Source organism: Subtercola sp. YIM 133946, assembly GCF_036553535.1.
Classification (GTDB): Bacteria; Actinomycetota; Actinomycetes; order Actinomycetales; family Microbacteriaceae; genus Subtercola.
Genome location: NZ_JAZHPE010000022.1, coordinates 26,766 through 44,054, shown reverse-complemented (window position 1 = coordinate 44,054; position 17,289 = coordinate 26,766). Strand labels below are relative to the sequence as shown.

The window sequence follows — 17,289 nt, the reverse complement described above, 5'->3', positions numbered from 1 at the left end:
GGATATGGCCTGGCGACAGTGGATATGGCGCGAATAGAAGCCGCGGTGTTCGAGCTGCTCGAAGCCGTGGGCGAAGACCCGCGCCGCGCCGAGCTCGCCGAGACCCCCCGCCGAGTGGCCGGGGCGTACGCCGAGTTCTTCTCGGGCGTCGGGGTCGACCCGCTGAGTGTGCTCGGCGAGCTGTTTCCGCTCGAGCAGGCCGGTGCGACGCCCGAGCCCGTGCTGGTTCGCGGCATCCACTTCCGCTCGATCTGCGAGCACCATCTGCTGCCGTTCGTCGGAACCGCCCACATCGCCTACGTGCCGAGCGACCGGCTGATCGGTCTGGGCAGGCTGCCCGCGGTGGTCGACGTGCTCGCCTCGCGGCCCCAGTTGCAGGAGCGTCTCGGCGAGCAGATCGCCGAGACGCTCGCCGAGGGTCTGGATGCCCGGGGTGTTCTCGTGGTGCTCGAGGCCAGCCACGGCTGCGTCACGACGCGGGGCCCGCGCCAGATCGACAGCACCACGGTGACGGTGGCGAGTCGCGGATCGCTCGCCGAACCGGCCGCGCGCGCCGAGCTGATGGCCCTGATCGGCCGGCCCGACGCGCCCGCCCACGCCGGCGCGCCCGCCCCTGCTTCCCCAGCGGCTGCGGCCCACACGCCCGGCGGAGACCCCTCGTGACCGACGTCGGCGCCGCCTTCTCCCGGCGCCGCCGCCCCGACGACAGCGCCGACGACGTGCGGGTCACCTACGAGTCACTGCCCCACGGGCGCACGCTCATCATGGGCGTGCTCAACGTCACCACCGACTCGTTCAGCGACGGCGGCCGCTGGTTGCGCGCCGAAGCCGCCATCGCGCACGGCCTCGAACTCGCCGCGGCCGGCGCCGACATCATCGACGTGGGCGGCGAGTCGACGCGGCCCGGCGCTCGGCGCATCGCGGTCGCCGAAGAGCAGAGCAGGGTCGTTCCGGTCATCCAGGAGCTGGCCCGCCGAGGCCTCGCGGTGAGCGTCGACACGATGAACGCCTCGACCGCCGAGGCTGCGATCGGGGCCGGCGCCGTGCTCGTGAACGACGTGTCGGGCGGCCTCAGCGACGCGCAGATGGCCGAGACGATCATCCGTCTCGACGCGCCGTTCATCGTGTCGCACTGGCGCGGCCCCAGCGACACCATGAACAGCAGGGCGACCTACGGGAACGTGGTCGCCGAGGCCGGCGCCGAGCTCGAGTACCGGGTCGCCGAACTCGTGGTGCGCGGAATGAACCCCGACCGGATGCTCGTCGACCCCGGCCTCGGATTCTCGAAGAACTCGGCGCACAACTGGGCGATCCTCGGCCACCTCGACCGGTTCACCCGCATCGGGCTGCCCGTGATCGTCGGCGCCTCGCGCAAACGGTTCCTCGGCGAGCTCGTCGCCGAGGGTGCGCCGATGGAAGACCGTGACTTCGTGTCGGCCGTCACCGCGGCGCTGGCGGCGCAGCACGGTGCCTGGGCCGTGCGGGTGCACGACGTCGAGACCACGAAAGCCGCGCTCGCCGTGGCCGGGAAGTGGAAGGAGGGGGCTCGATGAGCGACCTCGGCCGGGCATCCGCTAGTCTGCCGATCGTGCCCTCTGAACCGACACTCACCCTGATTGCGGCCGAACCCGACACCCTCACCCTCACCGCACTGACCGTGCAGGCGCACCACGGGGTGTTCGACTTCGAACGCCGCGACGGCCAGCCGTTCGTCATCGACCTGACGGTGTGGCTCGACACCTCGGCGGCGGCGGCTGGTGACGATCTCGCCCAGACCCTGCACTACGGCGAGCTCGCCGAGGAGGTCGCCCAGGCGGTGGCCGGCGAGCCGGTCGACCTCATCGAGACCCTCGCCGAGCGGGTCGCTCGCGTGGTGCTGGCGCACCGGGTGGCGTCGACCGTTCGAGTCACCGTGCACAAGCCGGAAGCCCCCATCACCGTGCCGTTCGGCGACGTGTCGATCACCATCACGAGGAGCAGGGCATGAGGCAGGAGAAGCTGCGCGTGACGCTGCCCGCCGTCATCGCCCTGGGCAGCAACCTGGGCGACCGCGAGCAGACCCTGCGCGACGCGGTCGCCGAACTCAGAGCCGTCGACGGCATCATCGTCGACGCTGTGTCGAGCCTCTACGAGACCGACGCGCTGAAGCCCGAGGGCGTCGACCTGAGCGCGCCCGCCTACCTGAATGCGGTCATGGCCGTGCGGTCGGCCCTACAGCCGCACGAGCTGCTCGCCGCCCTGAACACCGTCGAGGAGAACCACGACCGGGTGCGGGCCGAGCGTTGGGGCGACCGCACCCTCGACCTCGACATCATCACGTTCGCCGGCATGGAGCACCACGACGATGCACTGACCCTGCCGCATCCGCGAGCCTTCGAGCGTGCCTTCGTGCTCGCGCCCTGGCACGAGATCGAGCCGAACGCCGAACTGCCCGGCCACGGGCCGATCGCCGCGCTGCTCGCCCAGACCTACGAGAGCCCTCGCCTCTACGCCCGGTGGCAGCGATGAAGCGCACGCGCCCGCTGACTCTGGTGCTGCTCGGCATCGTGGGCGGCGTCGTCGGCTTCTTCGTCGAGATCGCCCTCGCCTCGTCGGGCCAGCCCATCATCTCGCTGCCCATCTCGCTGTCGATCACGCTGGTCGCCGCCGGCGCCATCGTTGTGGTGCTCGCCGTGCCGATCGCCCGCGCCATCCGCGGCACCAACCCGAACCCGATCAATCCCTTCCGGGCGATGCGCATCGCCGTGCTGGCGAAGGCGTCGAGCATGGTCGGCGCCCTCATCGCCGGTGTCGGCCTCGGCGTGGTGATCTACCTGCTGTCGCGGGCGGTCGTGCCCGCGGTCGCCTCGCTCTGGTTGGCCATCGCCGCGACCATCGCCGGCGCCATCCTGCTCGCCTGCGGGCTGGTCGCCGAGAAGCTCTGCACGCTGCCCCCCGAAGACAAAGATCCCGACCACCGGCAGCCGCTGCCCGACCGCCGGTTAAGCTGATCGAGTGAGCGAATCCTCTGATTCCGGGCCGCTCTCGGCCGGCCTCGCAGGTCTTGCGGGCCCGGATGACGACTGGCAGCGGGTCAGTCCGAAGTACGTCGCCGTCGAGTTCGCCGCATCGGTGCTCGCCGGGCTGATCATGTCGGCCATCAGCGTGTTCTTCATCGTCGTCGCGGGCTGGTGGCTGGGCTGGTGGATGCTCGGGGCCTCGCTCATCGTCACGATCGTGCTGCTCGTGGTGGCGCCCCGGCGGGCCCGCGCGATCGGCTACCGACTGCGCGACGACGACCTGCTCATGCGCCGCGGCATCATGTTCTTCAGAATCGTGGCGGTGCCCTACGGCCGCATGCAGCTGATCGACGTGAACCGCGGGCCGCTCGGCCGGGCGCTGGGGCTCAGCGACCTCAAGTTCGTCACAGCGGCGGCGACGACCGCGGTGTCGATCCCTGGGTTGCCCGAGGAGGAGGCCGATGCGCTGCGCGACCAGCTGGTGGCGCTGGCCGAGACCCGGAGAACGGGGCTGTGAGCGACCAGCCGGCGCCGACGGCGGGGTTCGCGACGCGGCTCGCCGACGGCCAGTGGCACCGGCTCTACTGGGCCTCCCCGTTGCTGAAGGGCGGATTCGCCCTCGTCGCCATCCTGGGGTTCATCCTGGCCAACCTGAGAGAGCGGCTGGTCGACTTCTTCATAACGCCCGGACCGGGCCCGGGCGACGGCCCCGGCCCGGGCGACAACGGCGACATCGTCGCGCTGGTCTACGACCACGGCCAGACGGGTGTCGCGCTGCTCATCATCGCCGGCGTGCTGCTTCTGTCGATCGTCGCGTTCTCGGTGGCCTGGCGCATGCACACCTTCCGCATCAGCGCTGACGCGGTCGAGGTGCGCAGCGGCATCCTGTTCCGGCACAACCGGCAGGCCCGGCTCGACCGCATCCAGGGCATCCACATCACCCGGCCGTTCTTCGCGCGGCTGTTCGGAGCCGCGAAGATCGAGCTGAGCGTGGCCGGCCAAGACGCGAAGGTCGACCTGGCGTACCTCGGCTCGGGGCAGGTCGACGAGCTTCGGCGCGAGATCTTGCGGCGGGCATCCGGAGTTCAGCAGCAGGAGGCCGAGACGGTCGCGGCCGGTGCCGAGCAGGGCCTCGTGAACCGGCGCCTGCACGAACTGCTCGCGCCCGAGCTCGACCCGAGCTCGGCCCCGGCCGAGTCGGTGGTGAGAATCGCCCCACTGCGGTTGGTCGGGTCGCTGGTGCTGAGCGAGTTCACAGTGTTCCTGCTGGTGGTGGTCGCGGCGCTGATTCTGTCGGCGACCTGGGTGCACCACGGGCTCGTGCTCGTTCTGCTGCTGCCCAGCCTGCTCGGCTCGCTGGGCTTCTACGTGCGACGTTTCACGAAGTCGGTTCGCTACTCGATCGCCGCGACGCCCGACGGGGTGCGCGTCGGGTTCGGCCTGCTCACCACGAGCAACGACACGCTGCCGCCGGGGCGCATCCACGCCATCGAGGTGACGCAGCCACTGCTGTGGCGGCCGTTCGGGTGGTGGATGATCCGCATCAACCGTGCCGGCCACGCCTCGTCGCACGGCTCGGCCGGCCAGCACCACACCCTGCTGCTGCCCGTGGGCCGGGCGTCAGACGTCGACAAGGTGCTCGGCCTCGTGCTGCCCGGCCTGACCGGCGCCGAGACCCGGCATCTCGTCGTGGGCGGGCTCTCGGCCGCGCGCGGAGCAGGGTTCACCGCGACGCCCCGGCGCGCGATGGTGCTGCGGCCGTTCTCGTGGCGGCGCACCGGCTACGCGACCACCAGCGACGCCGTGCTGCTGCGCTCGGGGTTCTTCTGGCGCCGGCTGCGGGTGGTTCCGTTGGCCCGGCTGCAGAGCCTGCACGTGGCCCAGGGGCCGGTGCGACGGATGCTCGACCTCGCCGAGCTGCACTTCAACACCATTGCCGGGCCCGTGCGGGCCAGTCTCGGCGTGATCGATCGCGGCCTCGCGCTCTCGGCCTTCGAGTCGCTCTCGGCGGCGGCGGTGGCCGCCGCGGCATCGGACTCGTCTCACCGCTGGGCCGAGCATCCCGAACCTCCCACGCCTGCCGAGCACGCCGAGCGTCCCTCGCCTGCCGAGGACGCCGGGGCTCTCGAGCATCCCACGCCTCCCGAGCCCCTCACGATTGCAGAACACCCCCCGATCGGACGGATCGCATGACGCCGCAACCACAGCAACGATCGGGCCGGCTGGGCATCGGCATCATCGGCGCCGGGCGGGTCGGGCCCGTGCTGGGCGCCGCACTCGCGGGCGCCGGACACGCGATCGTAGGCGTCGCGGCCGTCTCGGAGGCGAGCCGTGAGCGTGCCGACGTGATGCTGCCCGGCGCGCCGATTCTCGACATTCCGTTGCTCATCGAGCGCAGCGAGCTCGTGCTGCTCGCGGTGCCCTCGACCGAACTCGCCGCCCTCGTCGACGGGCTCGCCGCCACCGGGGCGTGGCAGCCCGGGCAGCTCGTCATCCACACTGCGCCCGGCTTCGGCATCGGGGTGCTCGCGCCGGCCCTGGCTGCCGGGGCGATCCCGCTCGCCGTCCACCCGGCCATGTCGTTCACCGGTTCGAGCATCGACATCTCGCGCCTCGCCGGAACCTACTTCGCCGTCACCGCGCCCTCGCCGGTGCTGCCGATCGGGCAGGCACTGGTGGTCGAGATGGGCGGTGAGCCGGTCGTGGTGGCCGAGGCCGACCGCGCGGCGTATGCCGAGGCCATCGAGACGGCCACCACGTTCTCGAGCGCCATCGTCGACCAGGCCACGGGCATCCTGAGCTCGATCGGCGTGCCCTCGCCCGGCCGCATGCTCGCGCCGCTGGTGCGCTCGTCGGTCGAGAACGCCCTGCAGCGCGCCGTCGGTCCCATCGACCCGTTCACCGCGGCCGGCCTGTAGCCCGCCGTCGGCGCCGACGGGCGAGGCGGTGCGATGCAGCGGGTAACATCGTGTGGTGCGCCGGTCGGCCGCGACTCGTACGATCTCACCGTGCGGCTGACGTGCAGCCCACGAGGCGACGACAGCCTCGTGCAGAGAAGGAGTACCCGTGCCGACACTCGCTGTCACGATCGCTGACGTGCGCGCCCAAATCGCCGCCGCCCGCCAGGATGCCCGTGCCGCCGCCTCGGCGAACGCCGCCGACGCGCCCGGTGCCGGTTCGAACGCCGCCGCGCCCGCCGCCGCGCCCGCCGCAGCCTCGGCGAACGCCGCCGCGCCCGACGCCGGGGGCCGCCCCGCGACCGTCGCCCTCGTGCCCACGATGGGCGCGCTGCACGCCGGGCACCTCGCGCTCATCGCCCGCGCCCGCCAGATCGCCGACATCGTGGTCGTCTCGATCTTCGTGAACCCCCTGCAGTTCAACGAGAGCGAAGACCTCGAACGCTACCCCCGCGACGTCGACGCCGACCTCGCCACCATCGACGCGGCCGCCGCCGGTGCCGACACCATCGTCTTCGCGCCCAGCGCCCACGAGATGTACCCCGACGGCAAGACCCAGACCAAGGTCTCGGCGGGCACCGTCGGCACGCTGCTCGAGGGCCGCAGCCGCGCCGGGCACTTCGACGGCGTGCTCGTCGTGGTCAACAAGCTGCTCAACATCGTGCAGCCCGACGTGGTGCTCTTCGGCCAGAAGGATGCCCAGCAGGTGTTCGTGGTGAGCCGCATGGTGAGCGACCTGAACATTCCGGTCACGGTCGAGGTCGTCGAGACCGTGCGCGAGCCCGACGGGCTCGCTCTGTCGAGCCGCAACCGGTTTCTCGACGAGCGCGAGCGCCTCGCCGCGCGCGTGCTCTCGCACACCCTCGAAGCCGCCGAGTCGGCCGCCGACAGCGGAATCGACGCGGTCATCGCCGCCGCCCAGAGCGCGAGCATGGGCGAGCCGATGGTCGATCTCGAGTACCTCGCGGTGGTGAATCCGAAGACCTTCCTGCCCGTCGACGACGGCTACCACGGCAAGGCGACGGTTCTCGTCGCCGCCCGGGTCGGCGCCACCCGCCTCATCGACAACGAGCAGATCTACCTCGGCGGCTGACCCCCCCCCCCCCCGAGACGGTCGGTTTTGCGCAGAGGCACGCTATGACGTCGCATTCCGTGCGTTTGCGCAGAACGGCCCGCCGCGAGGGGTTCTGGGGCGGGCGTCGGGGGGTCGCGCGGCTCGCGTAAACTTGGGGCGACTTCAAGGAGTGCCCGACGCATGACCAGCAACCCCGAACATCCACTCGACGACGCAGCGGGCTCCCACGGGCATCCGTTCGCCCAACCGCCGGCGAACGCCGAACTGACCGGCGACGCCGCCCTGGCCGATTCGATCGCGAACGATGCCGCAGCTGAAGAGCGCGCGGCAGAAGAGGCGGCCGAGGCGGCCGCAGCCAGCGAGCAGCAGGTCATCCGCATGACCAAGCGCGAACGGATGCTCGAGCAGGGCCTCGAGGCGTACCCCGTCGGTGTGCCCGTGACCACCACCATTCCCGCCGTGCGGGAGAAGTGGGGCCACCTCGCCGCCGACGAGGTCTCGGGCGAGACCGTCGGGCTGGCGGGGCGCATCGTGCACCTGCGCAACACCGGAAAGCTGTGTTTCGTGTCGCTGCAGTCGGGCGACGGAACGCGCATCCAGGCCATGGTGTCGCTCGCCGCGGTGGGCGACGAGTCGCTCGCCGCCTTCAAAGACCTGGTCGACCTGGGTGACCATCTGTTCGTCAGCGGCGAGGTCATCTCGTCGCGCCGGGGTGAGCTCAGCGTGATGGTGACCGAGTGGCAGATCGCCTCGAAGGCGCTGCTTCCGCTGCCGAACCTGCACTCCGAGCTGAGCGAAGAGACACGGATGCGCGCCCGGTACCTCGACCTGATCGTGCGCGATGAGGCGCGAACCATGGTGCGCACCCGAGCCGCCGCCGTGGCCAGCCTGCGCAAGACATTCGCCGACCGCGCCTTCGTCGAGGTCGAGACGCCGATGCTGCAGACGATGCACGGGGGAGCGGCCGCGCGGCCGTTCTCGACGCACAGCAACGCGTTCGACACCGAGCTGTACCTGCGCATCGCGCCGGAGCTGTTCTTGAAGCGCGCCGTAGTGGGCGGCATCGACCGGGTGTTCGAGATCAACCGCAACTTTCGCAACGAGGGCGCCGACTCGACGCATTCGCCGGAGTTCGCGATGCTCGAGGCCTACGAGGCGTACGGCGACTACAACACGATGGCCGAACTGACGCAGACCCTGGTGCAGAACGCGGCGATCGCGGTCGCCGGCGGCACGACCGTCACGTGGGCCGACGGCACCGAGTACGACCTCGGCGGCGACTGGGACCGCATCAGCATGTACGGCTCGCTGAACGACGCCGTTGCTGCGAAGTACGGGGCTTCGGGCATCCACATCACCCCCGAGACCTCGACCGGGGAACTGCGCGCACTCGCCGACGCCGAGGGCGTCGAGGTGCACGTGCCGAACCACGGCAAGTACGTCGAGGAGCTGTGGGAGCACTTCGTCAAAGGCGACCTCGTGCGGCCGACGTTCGTCATGGACTTTCCGCTCGAGACGAGCCCCCTCACCCGTTCGCACCGGTCGACCGCCGGCGTGGTCGAGAAGTGGGATCTCTACATTCGCGGGTTCGAGCTCGCGACGGCGTACTCCGAGCTGGTCGACCCGGTCATCCAGCGCGAACGCTTCATCGAGCAGGCCCGCCTCGGCGCGGCCGGCGACGACGAAGCCATGCGCCTCGACGAAGAGTTCCTGCGTGCACTCGAGTTCGGGATGCCCCCCTCGGGTGGTCTCGGAATGGGAATCGACCGGCTGCTGATGGCCCTGACGGGTCTCGGCATCCGTGAGACGATCCTCTTTCCGCTGGTGAAGTGATGAGCGGATTCTTCGGCCTCGGTTCTGGCCCCGACGACCCCGACGCACCCGAGAAGACCCCGGAGGAGCTGGCGGCCGACGAGAAGCAGAAGCGCCAGCGGCTGGTCGCGGCGCGGCTCATTGTGGCGGGCGTGGGGCTGACCTTCCTCATCGTGGGGTTCGTCGAGTTCATCACCAAGACGAACTGAGCCCGGCTCGCCGCGGCACGGCGTAAGGTTGAAGCATCATGGACTTCTGGGCCGACTTCTCCGCACTGTTCCCGATGGTCGCCGTCGGGCTGCTGTTCTGGTTCATCATGCGCGCGCTCATCCGCAGTGACAAGACCGAACGCAAGATGCTGGCGAAGTACGAGGCCGAAGAGCGGGCCAAGCGCGGCCTGTGACTGTGTGGGGCCGGTCCCCGCCCGGCCTGTGACGAGTCAGGTTCCCGTGACGCGATACGGTAAAGGGTAGTTCGCCCACGCGTCAGGGAAGGTGCAGCCATCGACGGCTCAGAGATGATCGCCATCGTCATCGTTCTGCTGTTTCTGTTCGACCTCGGCGTTCGAATCACCGCCATCATCGTGGTACCCCGCAACCGTCGGCCGAGTTCGGCAATGGCCTGGCTGCTCGCCATCTTCCTGATTCCGTATCTCGGGCTGATCGTCTTCCTCCTCATCGGCAGCTACAAGCTGCCCAAGAAGCGACGCGACAAACAGCAGGCGATCAACGACTTCATCATCGAGACCACCGAGGGTATCGACCAGGTCTCGAACGATCATCCGTGGCCCGCGTGGCTGCGATCGGTGGTCGAGCTCAACCGCCACCTCGGGGCGATGCCGCTCGTCGGGGGTAACAAGGCGCGGCTGATCGGCGACTACGCCCAATCGATCGCCGAGATGACGGCCGATGTGAACACCGCGACCCGCTTTGTGCACTGCGAGTTCTACATCATGTCGTACGACTCCGTGACCGCGCACTTCTTCGACGCGCTGGAGAACGCGGTGAAGCGCGGCGTGACGGTTCGGGTGCTGCTCGACCACGTGGCATCCATTCGGTCGCCCGGGCACCGCAAGACCATCCGGCAGCTCAAAAAGATGGGTGTGAGCTGGAACTTCATGATTCCGGTGCAGCCGCTGAAGGGCAAATGGCAGCGGCCCGACCTGCGCAACCACCGCAAGGTGCTCGTGATCGACGGGCGCATCGGCTACATGGGTTCGCAGAACATGATCGACCGCAGCTACAACAAGCGCGTGAACAGGCGGCGCGGGCTGCAGTGGAAAGACATCATGACCCGGGTGCAGGGCCCGATCGTCAACGGGCTGAACGCCATCTTCATCACCGACTGGTACAGCGAGACCAACGAACTGCTCGTGCGCGAGACCGAGGCGATCACCCCGGGCGTCGTCTTCGACACCGACGACGCGCTCGACTGTCAGGTGGTGCCGAGCGGACCGGGGTTCGACGGCGAGAACAACCTGCGGCTGTTTCTGGCGCTGCTCTACTACGCGCAGAAGCGCATCATCATCACGTCGCCGTACTTCGTGCCCGACGACTCGATGCTCTACGCGATCACCACGGCGACGCAGCGCGGGGTCGAGGTGCAGCTGTTCGTGTCGGAGATCGGCGACCAGGCCCTCGTGTACCACGCGCAGCGCTCGTACTACGAGGCGCTGCTGAAGGCCGGGGTGCAGATCTGGATGTACCAGGCCCCGTACATTCTGCACGCCAAGCACTTCACGATCGACGATGACGTGGCCGTGATCGGCTCGAGCAACATGGACATCCGCTCGTTCAGCCTCAACATGGAGGTGTCGATGATGGTGCGCGGCGCCTCGTTCGTGCGCGACCTGCGGGTCGTCGAAGACGGCTACCGCGCCCAGAGCCGCGAGCTCACCCTCGAGGAGTGGAACCGGCAGCCGCTGCGCTCGACGATTCTCGACAACCTCGCGCGCCTCACCTCCGGGCTGCAGTAGCGCACACTCTGCGCGTGGGGCATCGTGTGGGCCCGACGTGCGACATGCGCGGATGGCGACGACGCCCTTCCGGCCCACCGGGTCACGGGCGGGGCTTGAGGCGCACGGTGGGCAGGGCGGGGGCCGGCAAGGGGCCGCCCTCGTGGTCGTGGGTCGTGCCCGGCAGGGTCGCGACGAAGAGGTCGTCGAGTGCTGCGGGCGGCGCGCCGTCGCCGATCGCCTCCGCCTGCCAGGCGGCACGGTAGGCCACGACCTCGTCGTGGCTGCGGCCGACGAAGTTCCACCACATCAGAATCTGTTCGCCGAGAGGTTCGCCGCCGATGAGCAGCACCCGCGCCGGGGCGTCGCCGGCCGTGACGGTGAGGGTCGTGCATCCGGGGGCCACGTACGCCAGTTCGTGCGGCCGCACCTCGCGGTTCAGGATGCTCACCGTGCCCGCATCGACCAGAACGCCGTGCTCGTGCGTCGCCTCGACGGGCAGCTCGACCGAGGCATGAGGCGGCAGATCGATCTGCGCGGCCACCAGCGCGCTGAACGTCAGCGCCTCGGCCTCGATCGCGCCCAGTCGCCCCAGGAAGAGCTGCACGTCGGCGTCACCCAGCCGCACCCTCTTCGACACGTGGCTCTCGAACGACGGCAGCCGGTGCCGGGCGTCGTCGGGCAGGGCGACCCAGAGCTGGGCACCGTGCAGCACATCGGTGCCGGGCGTCGAGACCTCGGAGTGGCTGATTCCGCGGCCCGCCGTCATGAGGTTGAGCTCGCCCGGCCGAACGAGGGCGTGGCTGCCGACGCTGTCGCGATGCTCGATCTCGCCCTCGAACAGCCACGACACGGTCTGCAGCCCGGTGTGCGGGTGGGGCGGAACGTGCATTCCACCCGTGGCGGCGACCCGTTCGGGGCCGTAGTGGTCGAGAAAACACCACGCGCCGATCATGGTGCGTGCCTTGCTCGGCAATGTGCGGCGAACCGTCATGGCACGAGGGCCGCCGAGGGGCACCTCGCGCGGCTCGATGATCTCGACGAGCTCGGCGAGCCCGGCTGTGGCGGTGGCCTGGCCATTCGAGCACTCGGTCACTTCAGCGGGGTCGCGTTCGAGGTTGCTCACCAAGCAAATCTAACCCTCGGTATGCTGTGCACGGTCGGCAGGAGAGCAAGTGAGCATCGCAGCAACGGTTCTGGCGCAGCAGTCGGCGGCACAGGCAGCAGGCCAGACGACCAGCCAGATCATCGCGCTGGCGCTCACGGTGCTGACGATCGTCGGTATGTGGCTGACCTTTCGTAAAGCCGGCAGGCACGGCTGGGCGGCGATCGTGCCCGTCTACAACCTCTACACGATGATCACGATCACCGGGCGGTCGGGATGGTGGCTGCTGCTCTTCCTGGTTCCGCTGGTGAACATCGTGCTCTACATCGTGATCGTGCTCGACCTCGCCGCCGCCTTCGGGCGGGGCACGTTGTTCGGCATCTTCGGGTTGTGGCTGTTTCCGTTCATCGGCTTTCCGGTTCTGGGTTTCGGCCGAGCGCAGTTCGAAGGCACGCCGCTTTTCTGAACGGTGGTTTGCGTCTGCTAAGTTGTGCAGACAGCAGCGGCCGACGAGGGCCGCGGGTTCGACGGGGGAAATGTGAACGCACCATTCAAACTGGCCTTTTCGCGCGCGCGGGTCGCCGCAGGGGCGGCCGCCGTGGCGGTCGTCGTGGGCTCGGTCGTCGCCGCCTCGCCGGCGTTCGCCGCGGCAGGGCCGTCACACGCCGCCGCCACCTCGGCAGCGTTCGCGACGTCATCGTCTGCGGCGACCGATCTGACTCCGGTGCAGCCGCTCACGCCGCCCGAGATCGTCACGCCGCCGCACGACCAGATCGTCGTGCCGTCTGACCAGACGCCCCCGCCCGGAAGCAGTGCAGAGCGGCTCGCTCCGCAAGACGAGCATTCGGCTGCCGACACGGCCAGCTTTGTCGGCACCGTCACCGACCGCAGTTCTGCGCAGCCGGTGTCGGGTGTCGAGGTGGTCTCGGTCAGCGTCGACGCTGCCAACCACGGAACGGTCGAAGGCACGGCCACGACCGACGCCTCCGGCCACTTTTCGATTGTGAGTCTTCCGGTCGGCACGTACTACATCGAGTACATCGATTCGCGCGACTCGCAGCAGCCGTCGTACCAGTGGTACGGGGCTACCCGCACCCAGCAGGGCGGCACGAAGTTCATCGTCGACGCCGGAGACCAGGAGCTGGCCGACTGGGCCCTCGTCGCCACCGGCAATGTCACCGGACACGTCACCTGCACCACCTGCACCTCTGCGCCCGACCCGGCGACCACCACGGTCTACATCGGCATCTCCGACCCCACGCCGACTGACCCGTACAACTACACCTTCGTCGACCACGGCGCGCCCGGCGCAGACGGGAGCTTCACCTCCGACTCCATCTGGACCGACGGCAACTATGTCACGTTCGTGAAGTACACCGGCGCCACCCCGCTGAAGTTCAGCCAGTGGTCGTACAGCACGCAGTACGCCATCACTGCCAACGCCGTGACGACGAACGACGTCATCGAGGCTCTGCACATCGATTCGGTCAGCGGCATCGACGCGGCGGTCAACTCCGATGTGAACGCCCTCTACTACGACTTCCTCACGCGGCTGCCGAACAGCTCGGATGTGGCGTGGTGGGGCGGCCAGATCCAGCAGGGCGCCAACCCGAGCATCGTCTCCGACGGCTTCGTCGGCAGTGACGAGTACCGGCTGATCCGTATCGACGCGGCCTATCAGAGCATCCTGGGCCGGCCCGCCGAACAGGCCGGGCGGCTGAACTGGCTGTCGGCGATGAAGTCGGGCGGCATCACCACGGATGACATCGAGACGTCGCTGTACGCGTCGCAGGAGTACTACCTGCAGCACGGCAACACCGACAAGGGGTTCGTGACCTCGCTGTACCAGACCCTCCTGCACCGCGACGGCACCGACTCGGACTACACGTTCTGGGCGAACCTGGTACAGCAGCACGGGCGGGCCTGGGTCATCGCACAGTACTGGGACTCCACCGAGACCATCAGCGAACGCGTCTCGGCGATGTACAACCTGTACCTCGGCCGCACCCCCGACGCGGCGGGTCTCACGAACTGGGTCAACGTCGCCCTGCAGATCGGCGACTCGGGCCTGCGCTCGGCCTTCACCAGCAGCGACGAGTACTTCATCCGTTCGCAGTACCGCTTCTCGGAGCAGTAGACGGCAGAGAGCAGTAGCGGAGCCGCGAGGTGATCGCCTGACCCCACGTCTCGTCGACGGTCAGGCGATCACCTCGATCTCGTCGAGCACCAGGTTCGTGAAGCCGTGGGCGAGCAGGTCGGAGGCCAGCGCCTTGTCGACGACGTAGGCCCGTGGCCACTGCTCGATGCGGAACAGGGCGGGAGCGCCGCGGAGCTTCGCCGGATCGAGCACGAACCGGTCGACTCCGAGCACGCGGTCTCGGCGCCCGTGCCAGTAGTCGACGACGCTCTCGTCATGGTTCAGGCAGTCGAGGGCGCCCAACGGGTTGACGAACACATAGTCGTCGCTGACGGGGCTGTTCTGGTGGTCGACCAGGGTGAAGTCGAAGAACTCCATCGGCGCCCCGGCGCAGTGCCGGGCGATGACGTCGGCGAGGGCGCGGGTCACGAGCAGGAAGCTGTGCGTGTTGCCGAGCAGCGAGCGCAGCCCGAGGCCGGGTTCGTCGGGTGACATCAGCATTCGGGCATCCGTCGGGAAGGCGTCTGCGGCGCTCTCACGCCTCCATTCACGCCATCTCACCATAGTCGACGAATGCTCAGAGATGTCAAGTCCGCCCGCCCAATGAAATACGGCGGCACACCAATCTGCTCAGGGCGAACAGAGCCACCTCGGGGGCCGGTGGTCGTTAACCTTTATGTACCGGATACCGTCTCTGCCCCGGTACCCAAGGAGTGCGCATGTTTGAGAGATTCACCGACCGAGCCCGTCGCGTCGTCGTTTTGGCCCAAGAAGAAGCCAAGATGCTGAACCACAACTACATCGGTACCGAGCACATTCTGCTCGGCCTCATCCACGAGGGCGAGGGTGTCGCCGCCAAGGCGCTCGAATCGCTCGGTATCTCGCTCGACGCCGTGCGCGAGCAGGTGCAAGACATCATCGGCCAGGGCCAGCAGCAGCCGACGGGTCACATCCCGTTCACGCCGCGGGCCAAGAAGGTGCTCGAGCTCTCGCTTCGCGAGGCCCTGCAGCTCGGCCACAACTACATCGGTACCGAGCACATCCTGCTCGGTCTCATCCGCGAGGGCGAGGGCGTCGCCGCCCAGGTTCTCGTGAAGCTCGGCGCCGACCTCAACCGCGTGCGCCAGCAGGTCATCCAGCTTCTCTCGGGTTACCAAGGCAAGGAGGCTGTTGCTGTGGGAGGCAACGACCAGGCTCCCGACAAGGGGTCGCAGATTCTCGACCAGTTCGGCCGCAACCTGACGCAGGCCGCTCGCGACAACAAGCTCGACCCGGTCATCGGGCGCGAGAAGGAGATCGAGCGAGTGATGCAGATTCTCTCGCGCCGGTCGAAGAACAACCCCGTGCTGATCGGTGAGCCCGGCGTCGGCAAGACCGCCGTCGTCGAGGGTCTCGCCCAGGCGATCGTTCGCGGCGACGTGCCAGAGACGCTGAAAGACAAGCAGCTCTACACGCTCGACCTCGGCTCGCTCATCGCCGGCTCGCGCTACCGGGGCGACTTCGAAGAGCGTCTGAAGAAGGTCACCAAAGAGATCCGCACGCGCGGCGACATCATCACGTTCATCGACGAGATCCACACGCTGGTGGGTGCGGGTGCCGCCGAAGGCGCGATCGATGCCGCGAGCATCCTGAAGCCTCTGCTCGCCCGCGGTGAACTGCAGACCATCGGTGCGACCACGCTCGACGAGTACCGCAAGCACTTCGAGAAGGATGCCGCGCTCGAGCGCCGGTTCCAGCCGATTCAGGTCGCCGAGCCGTCGTTGCCCCACGCCATCAACATCCTGAAGGGGCTGCGCGACAAGTACGAGGCGTTCCACAAGGTCTCGATCACCGACGGCGCCATCGTCGCCGCGGCGAACCTGGCCGACCGGTACGTCTCCGACCGCTTCCTGCCCGACAAGGCCATCGACCTGATCGACGAGGCCGGCGCGCGCCTGCGCCTGTCGATCCTCTCGGCCCCGCCCGAGCTGCGCGAGTTCGACGAGCGCATTGCGCTGGTTCGTGGCCGCAAGGAGGCCGCGATCGAGGAGCAGGACTTCGAGAAGGCAGCATCGCTGCGCGACGAGGAGAAGAACCTGCTCGGCGAGCGTCTGCGCCTCGAGAAGAAGTGGAAGTCGGGCGACGTGAAGGCGTCGGGCATCGTCGATGAGGGGCTGATCGCCGAGGTTCTGGCCCAGGCCACGGGCATCCCGGTGTTCAAGCTCACTGAAGAAGAGTCTTCGCGCCTCATGTTCATGGAGAAGGCGCTGCACGAGCGTGTCATCGGGCAGGAGGAGGCCATCGCGGCCCTCTCGCGCACGATCCGCCGCACGCGGTCGGGCCTGAAAGACCCGAAGCGCCCCTCGGGCTCGTTCATCTTCGCCGGCCCCACGGGCGTCGGCAAGACCGAGCTCGCCAAGGCGCTCGCCGAGTTCCTCTTCGACGATGAGAACGCCCTGATCTCGCTCGACATGAGCGAGTACGGCGAGAAGCACACCGTCTCGCGGCTGTTCGGTGCCCCTCCCGGGTTCGTCGGCTTCGAAGAGGGCGGCCAGCTCACCGAGAAGGTGCGCCGCAAGCCGTTCAGCGTGGTGCTGTTCGACGAGATCGAGAAGGCTCACCCCGACATCTTCAACTCGCTCCTCCAGATTCTGGAGGAGGGCCGGTTGACCGATGGCCAGGGCCGCGTGGTCGACTTCAAGAACACCGTGATCATCATGACGACCAACCTCGGTACGAAAGACATCACGGGTTCGCCGATCGGCTTCCAGTCGCAGACCAACGTCTCGACGTCGTACGACCGCATGAAGGGCAAGGTCAACGAAGAGCTGAAGAAGCACTTCAAGCCCGAGTTCCTGAACCGCGTCGACGACACGATCGTCTTCCCGCAGCTGTCGAAAGAAGAGCTGCTGCAGATCGTCGACCTGTTCATCGGCCGCCTGCGTGACCGTCTGCTCGACCGTGACCTCACGATCGAGCTGTCGCTCGCCGCGAAAGAGCGCCTCATCGAGGTCGGGTTCGACCCGTCGCTCGGTGCCCGCCCGCTGCGTCGCGCGATGCAGAACGAGGTCGAAGACCGGCTCTCCGAGCGCATCCTCATGGGTGAGCTCAACGCCGGTGACCACATCTACACCGACTTCGTCGACGGGGAGTTCACCTTCCTGACCACGTCGCCCGAACCCCTGGCGGCCATCACCGCCGAGGGTGCCGGCGCAGAGGCCATCGTCGCGGAGTAGCGGGGCCGGGCATCCGGTGGCCTGATGGCCTCGGG

At 68.5% G+C, this 17,289-nt stretch carries 18 protein-coding genes; 16 read left to right on the top strand and 2 right to left on the bottom strand.

From position 1 onward, the window contains the following. Positions 1–24: 24 nt before the first annotated feature. The 13 genes from folE (at position 25) to cls (ending at position 10,818) form a co-directional block, all read left to right on the top strand. Entirely contained in the window at positions 25–663 is a 639-nt protein-coding gene (gene folE, locus V3W46_RS07635) for a GTP cyclohydrolase I (RefSeq protein WP_331782497.1), read from the top strand. After that, on the top strand, positions 660–1,553 hold the full coding sequence (gene folP / locus V3W46_RS07630; RefSeq protein ID WP_331782496.1) for a dihydropteroate synthase: 894 nt from the start codon (positions 660–662) through the stop codon (positions 1,551–1,553). The genes folE and folP overlap by 4 nt, the downstream gene beginning before the upstream one ends. Then, the gene (folB, locus tag V3W46_RS07625) at positions 1,550–1,987 is read left to right on the top strand and encodes a dihydroneopterin aldolase (protein ID WP_331782495.1); all 438 of its coding nucleotides are present in this window, start codon (positions 1,550–1,552) and stop codon (positions 1,985–1,987) included. Before folP ends, folB begins: the two co-directional genes overlap by 4 nt. Continuing rightward, a complete protein-coding gene (folK, locus tag V3W46_RS07620; protein ID WP_331782494.1) occupies positions 1,984–2,508 on the top strand; it encodes a 2-amino-4-hydroxy-6-hydroxymethyldihydropteridine diphosphokinase in 525 nt (174 codons plus the stop codon). The genes folB and folK overlap by 4 nt, the downstream gene beginning before the upstream one ends. Beyond that, positions 2,505–2,990 (top strand): DUF3180 domain-containing protein, encoded by a 486-nt coding sequence (locus tag V3W46_RS07615; protein ID WP_331782493.1) that lies wholly within the window; start codon positions 2,505–2,507, stop codon positions 2,988–2,990. Before folK ends, V3W46_RS07615 begins: the two co-directional genes overlap by 4 nt. 4 nt (positions 2,991–2,994) lie before the next feature. Beyond that, positions 2,995–3,516, top strand: coding sequence for a PH domain-containing protein (locus V3W46_RS07610; protein WP_331782492.1), 522 nt, complete (start codon positions 2,995–2,997; stop codon positions 3,514–3,516). Next, positions 3,513–5,192 carry a PH domain-containing protein gene (locus V3W46_RS07605; protein ID WP_331782491.1) on the top strand — a complete coding sequence of 560 codons (1,680 nt, stop codon included), beginning with the start codon at positions 3,513–3,515 and terminating at the stop codon, positions 5,190–5,192. The genes V3W46_RS07610 and V3W46_RS07605 overlap by 4 nt, the downstream gene beginning before the upstream one ends. Then, complete coding sequence (locus tag V3W46_RS07600) at positions 5,189–5,917, top strand: Rossmann-like and DUF2520 domain-containing protein (protein WP_331782490.1); 729 nt, start codon at positions 5,189–5,191, stop codon at positions 5,915–5,917. Before V3W46_RS07605 ends, V3W46_RS07600 begins: the two co-directional genes overlap by 4 nt. Positions 5,918–6,065: 148 nt before the next feature. Further along, a complete protein-coding gene (panC, locus tag V3W46_RS07595; protein WP_331782489.1) occupies positions 6,066–7,049 on the top strand; it encodes a pantoate--beta-alanine ligase in 984 nt (327 codons plus the stop codon). A 162-nt stretch (positions 7,050–7,211) separates the two neighbouring features. Continuing rightward, a complete protein-coding gene (gene lysS, locus V3W46_RS07590; protein WP_331782488.1) occupies positions 7,212–8,864 on the top strand; it encodes a lysine--tRNA ligase in 1,653 nt (550 codons plus the stop codon). Continuing rightward, complete coding sequence (locus V3W46_RS07585; protein WP_331782487.1) at positions 8,864–9,052, top strand: hypothetical protein; 189 nt, start codon at positions 8,864–8,866, stop codon at positions 9,050–9,052. Before lysS ends, V3W46_RS07585 begins: the two co-directional genes overlap by 1 nt. A 38-nt stretch (positions 9,053–9,090) precedes the next feature. Beyond that, positions 9,091–9,246 (top strand): hypothetical protein, encoded by a 156-nt coding sequence (locus V3W46_RS07580; RefSeq protein ID WP_331782486.1) that lies wholly within the window; start codon positions 9,091–9,093, stop codon positions 9,244–9,246. 114 nt (positions 9,247–9,360) lie between these two features. Continuing rightward, positions 9,361–10,818 carry a cardiolipin synthase gene (gene cls / locus V3W46_RS07575; protein ID WP_331782485.1) on the top strand — a complete coding sequence of 486 codons (1,458 nt, stop codon included), beginning with the start codon at positions 9,361–9,363 and terminating at the stop codon, positions 10,816–10,818. 82 nt (positions 10,819–10,900) lie between these two features. On the opposite strand, the gene V3W46_RS07570 is transcribed toward cls, so the two are convergent. Further along, positions 10,901–11,923: a pirin family protein gene (locus V3W46_RS07570; RefSeq protein WP_331782484.1), complete on the bottom strand. Its 1,023-nt coding sequence runs from the start codon at positions 11,921–11,923 to the stop codon at positions 10,901–10,903. A 49-nt stretch (positions 11,924–11,972) separates the two neighbouring features. On the opposite strand from V3W46_RS07570, the gene V3W46_RS07565 reads away from it, so the two are divergent. Continuing rightward, on the top strand, positions 11,973–12,368 hold the full coding sequence (locus tag V3W46_RS07565) for a DUF5684 domain-containing protein (protein ID WP_331782483.1): 396 nt from the start codon (positions 11,973–11,975) through the stop codon (positions 12,366–12,368). Positions 12,369–12,392: 24 nt separating this feature from the next. Further along, positions 12,393–14,039 carry a DUF4214 domain-containing protein gene (locus V3W46_RS07560; protein WP_331782482.1) on the top strand — a complete coding sequence of 549 codons (1,647 nt, stop codon included), beginning with the start codon at positions 12,393–12,395 and terminating at the stop codon, positions 14,037–14,039. 60 nt (positions 14,040–14,099) lie between these two features. Here V3W46_RS07560 and V3W46_RS07555 read toward each other — a convergent pair whose 3' ends face one another. After that, complete coding sequence (locus tag V3W46_RS07555) at positions 14,100–14,603, bottom strand: imm11 family protein (RefSeq protein WP_331782481.1); 504 nt, start codon at positions 14,601–14,603, stop codon at positions 14,100–14,102. A gap of 155 nt (positions 14,604–14,758) precedes the next feature. Here V3W46_RS07555 and V3W46_RS07550 point away from each other — a divergent pair, with 155 nt between their 5' ends. After that, entirely contained in the window at positions 14,759–17,254 is a 2,496-nt protein-coding gene (locus V3W46_RS07550; RefSeq protein ID WP_331782480.1) for an ATP-dependent Clp protease ATP-binding subunit, read from the top strand. The last annotated feature ends 35 nt before the right edge of the window (positions 17,255–17,289 follow it).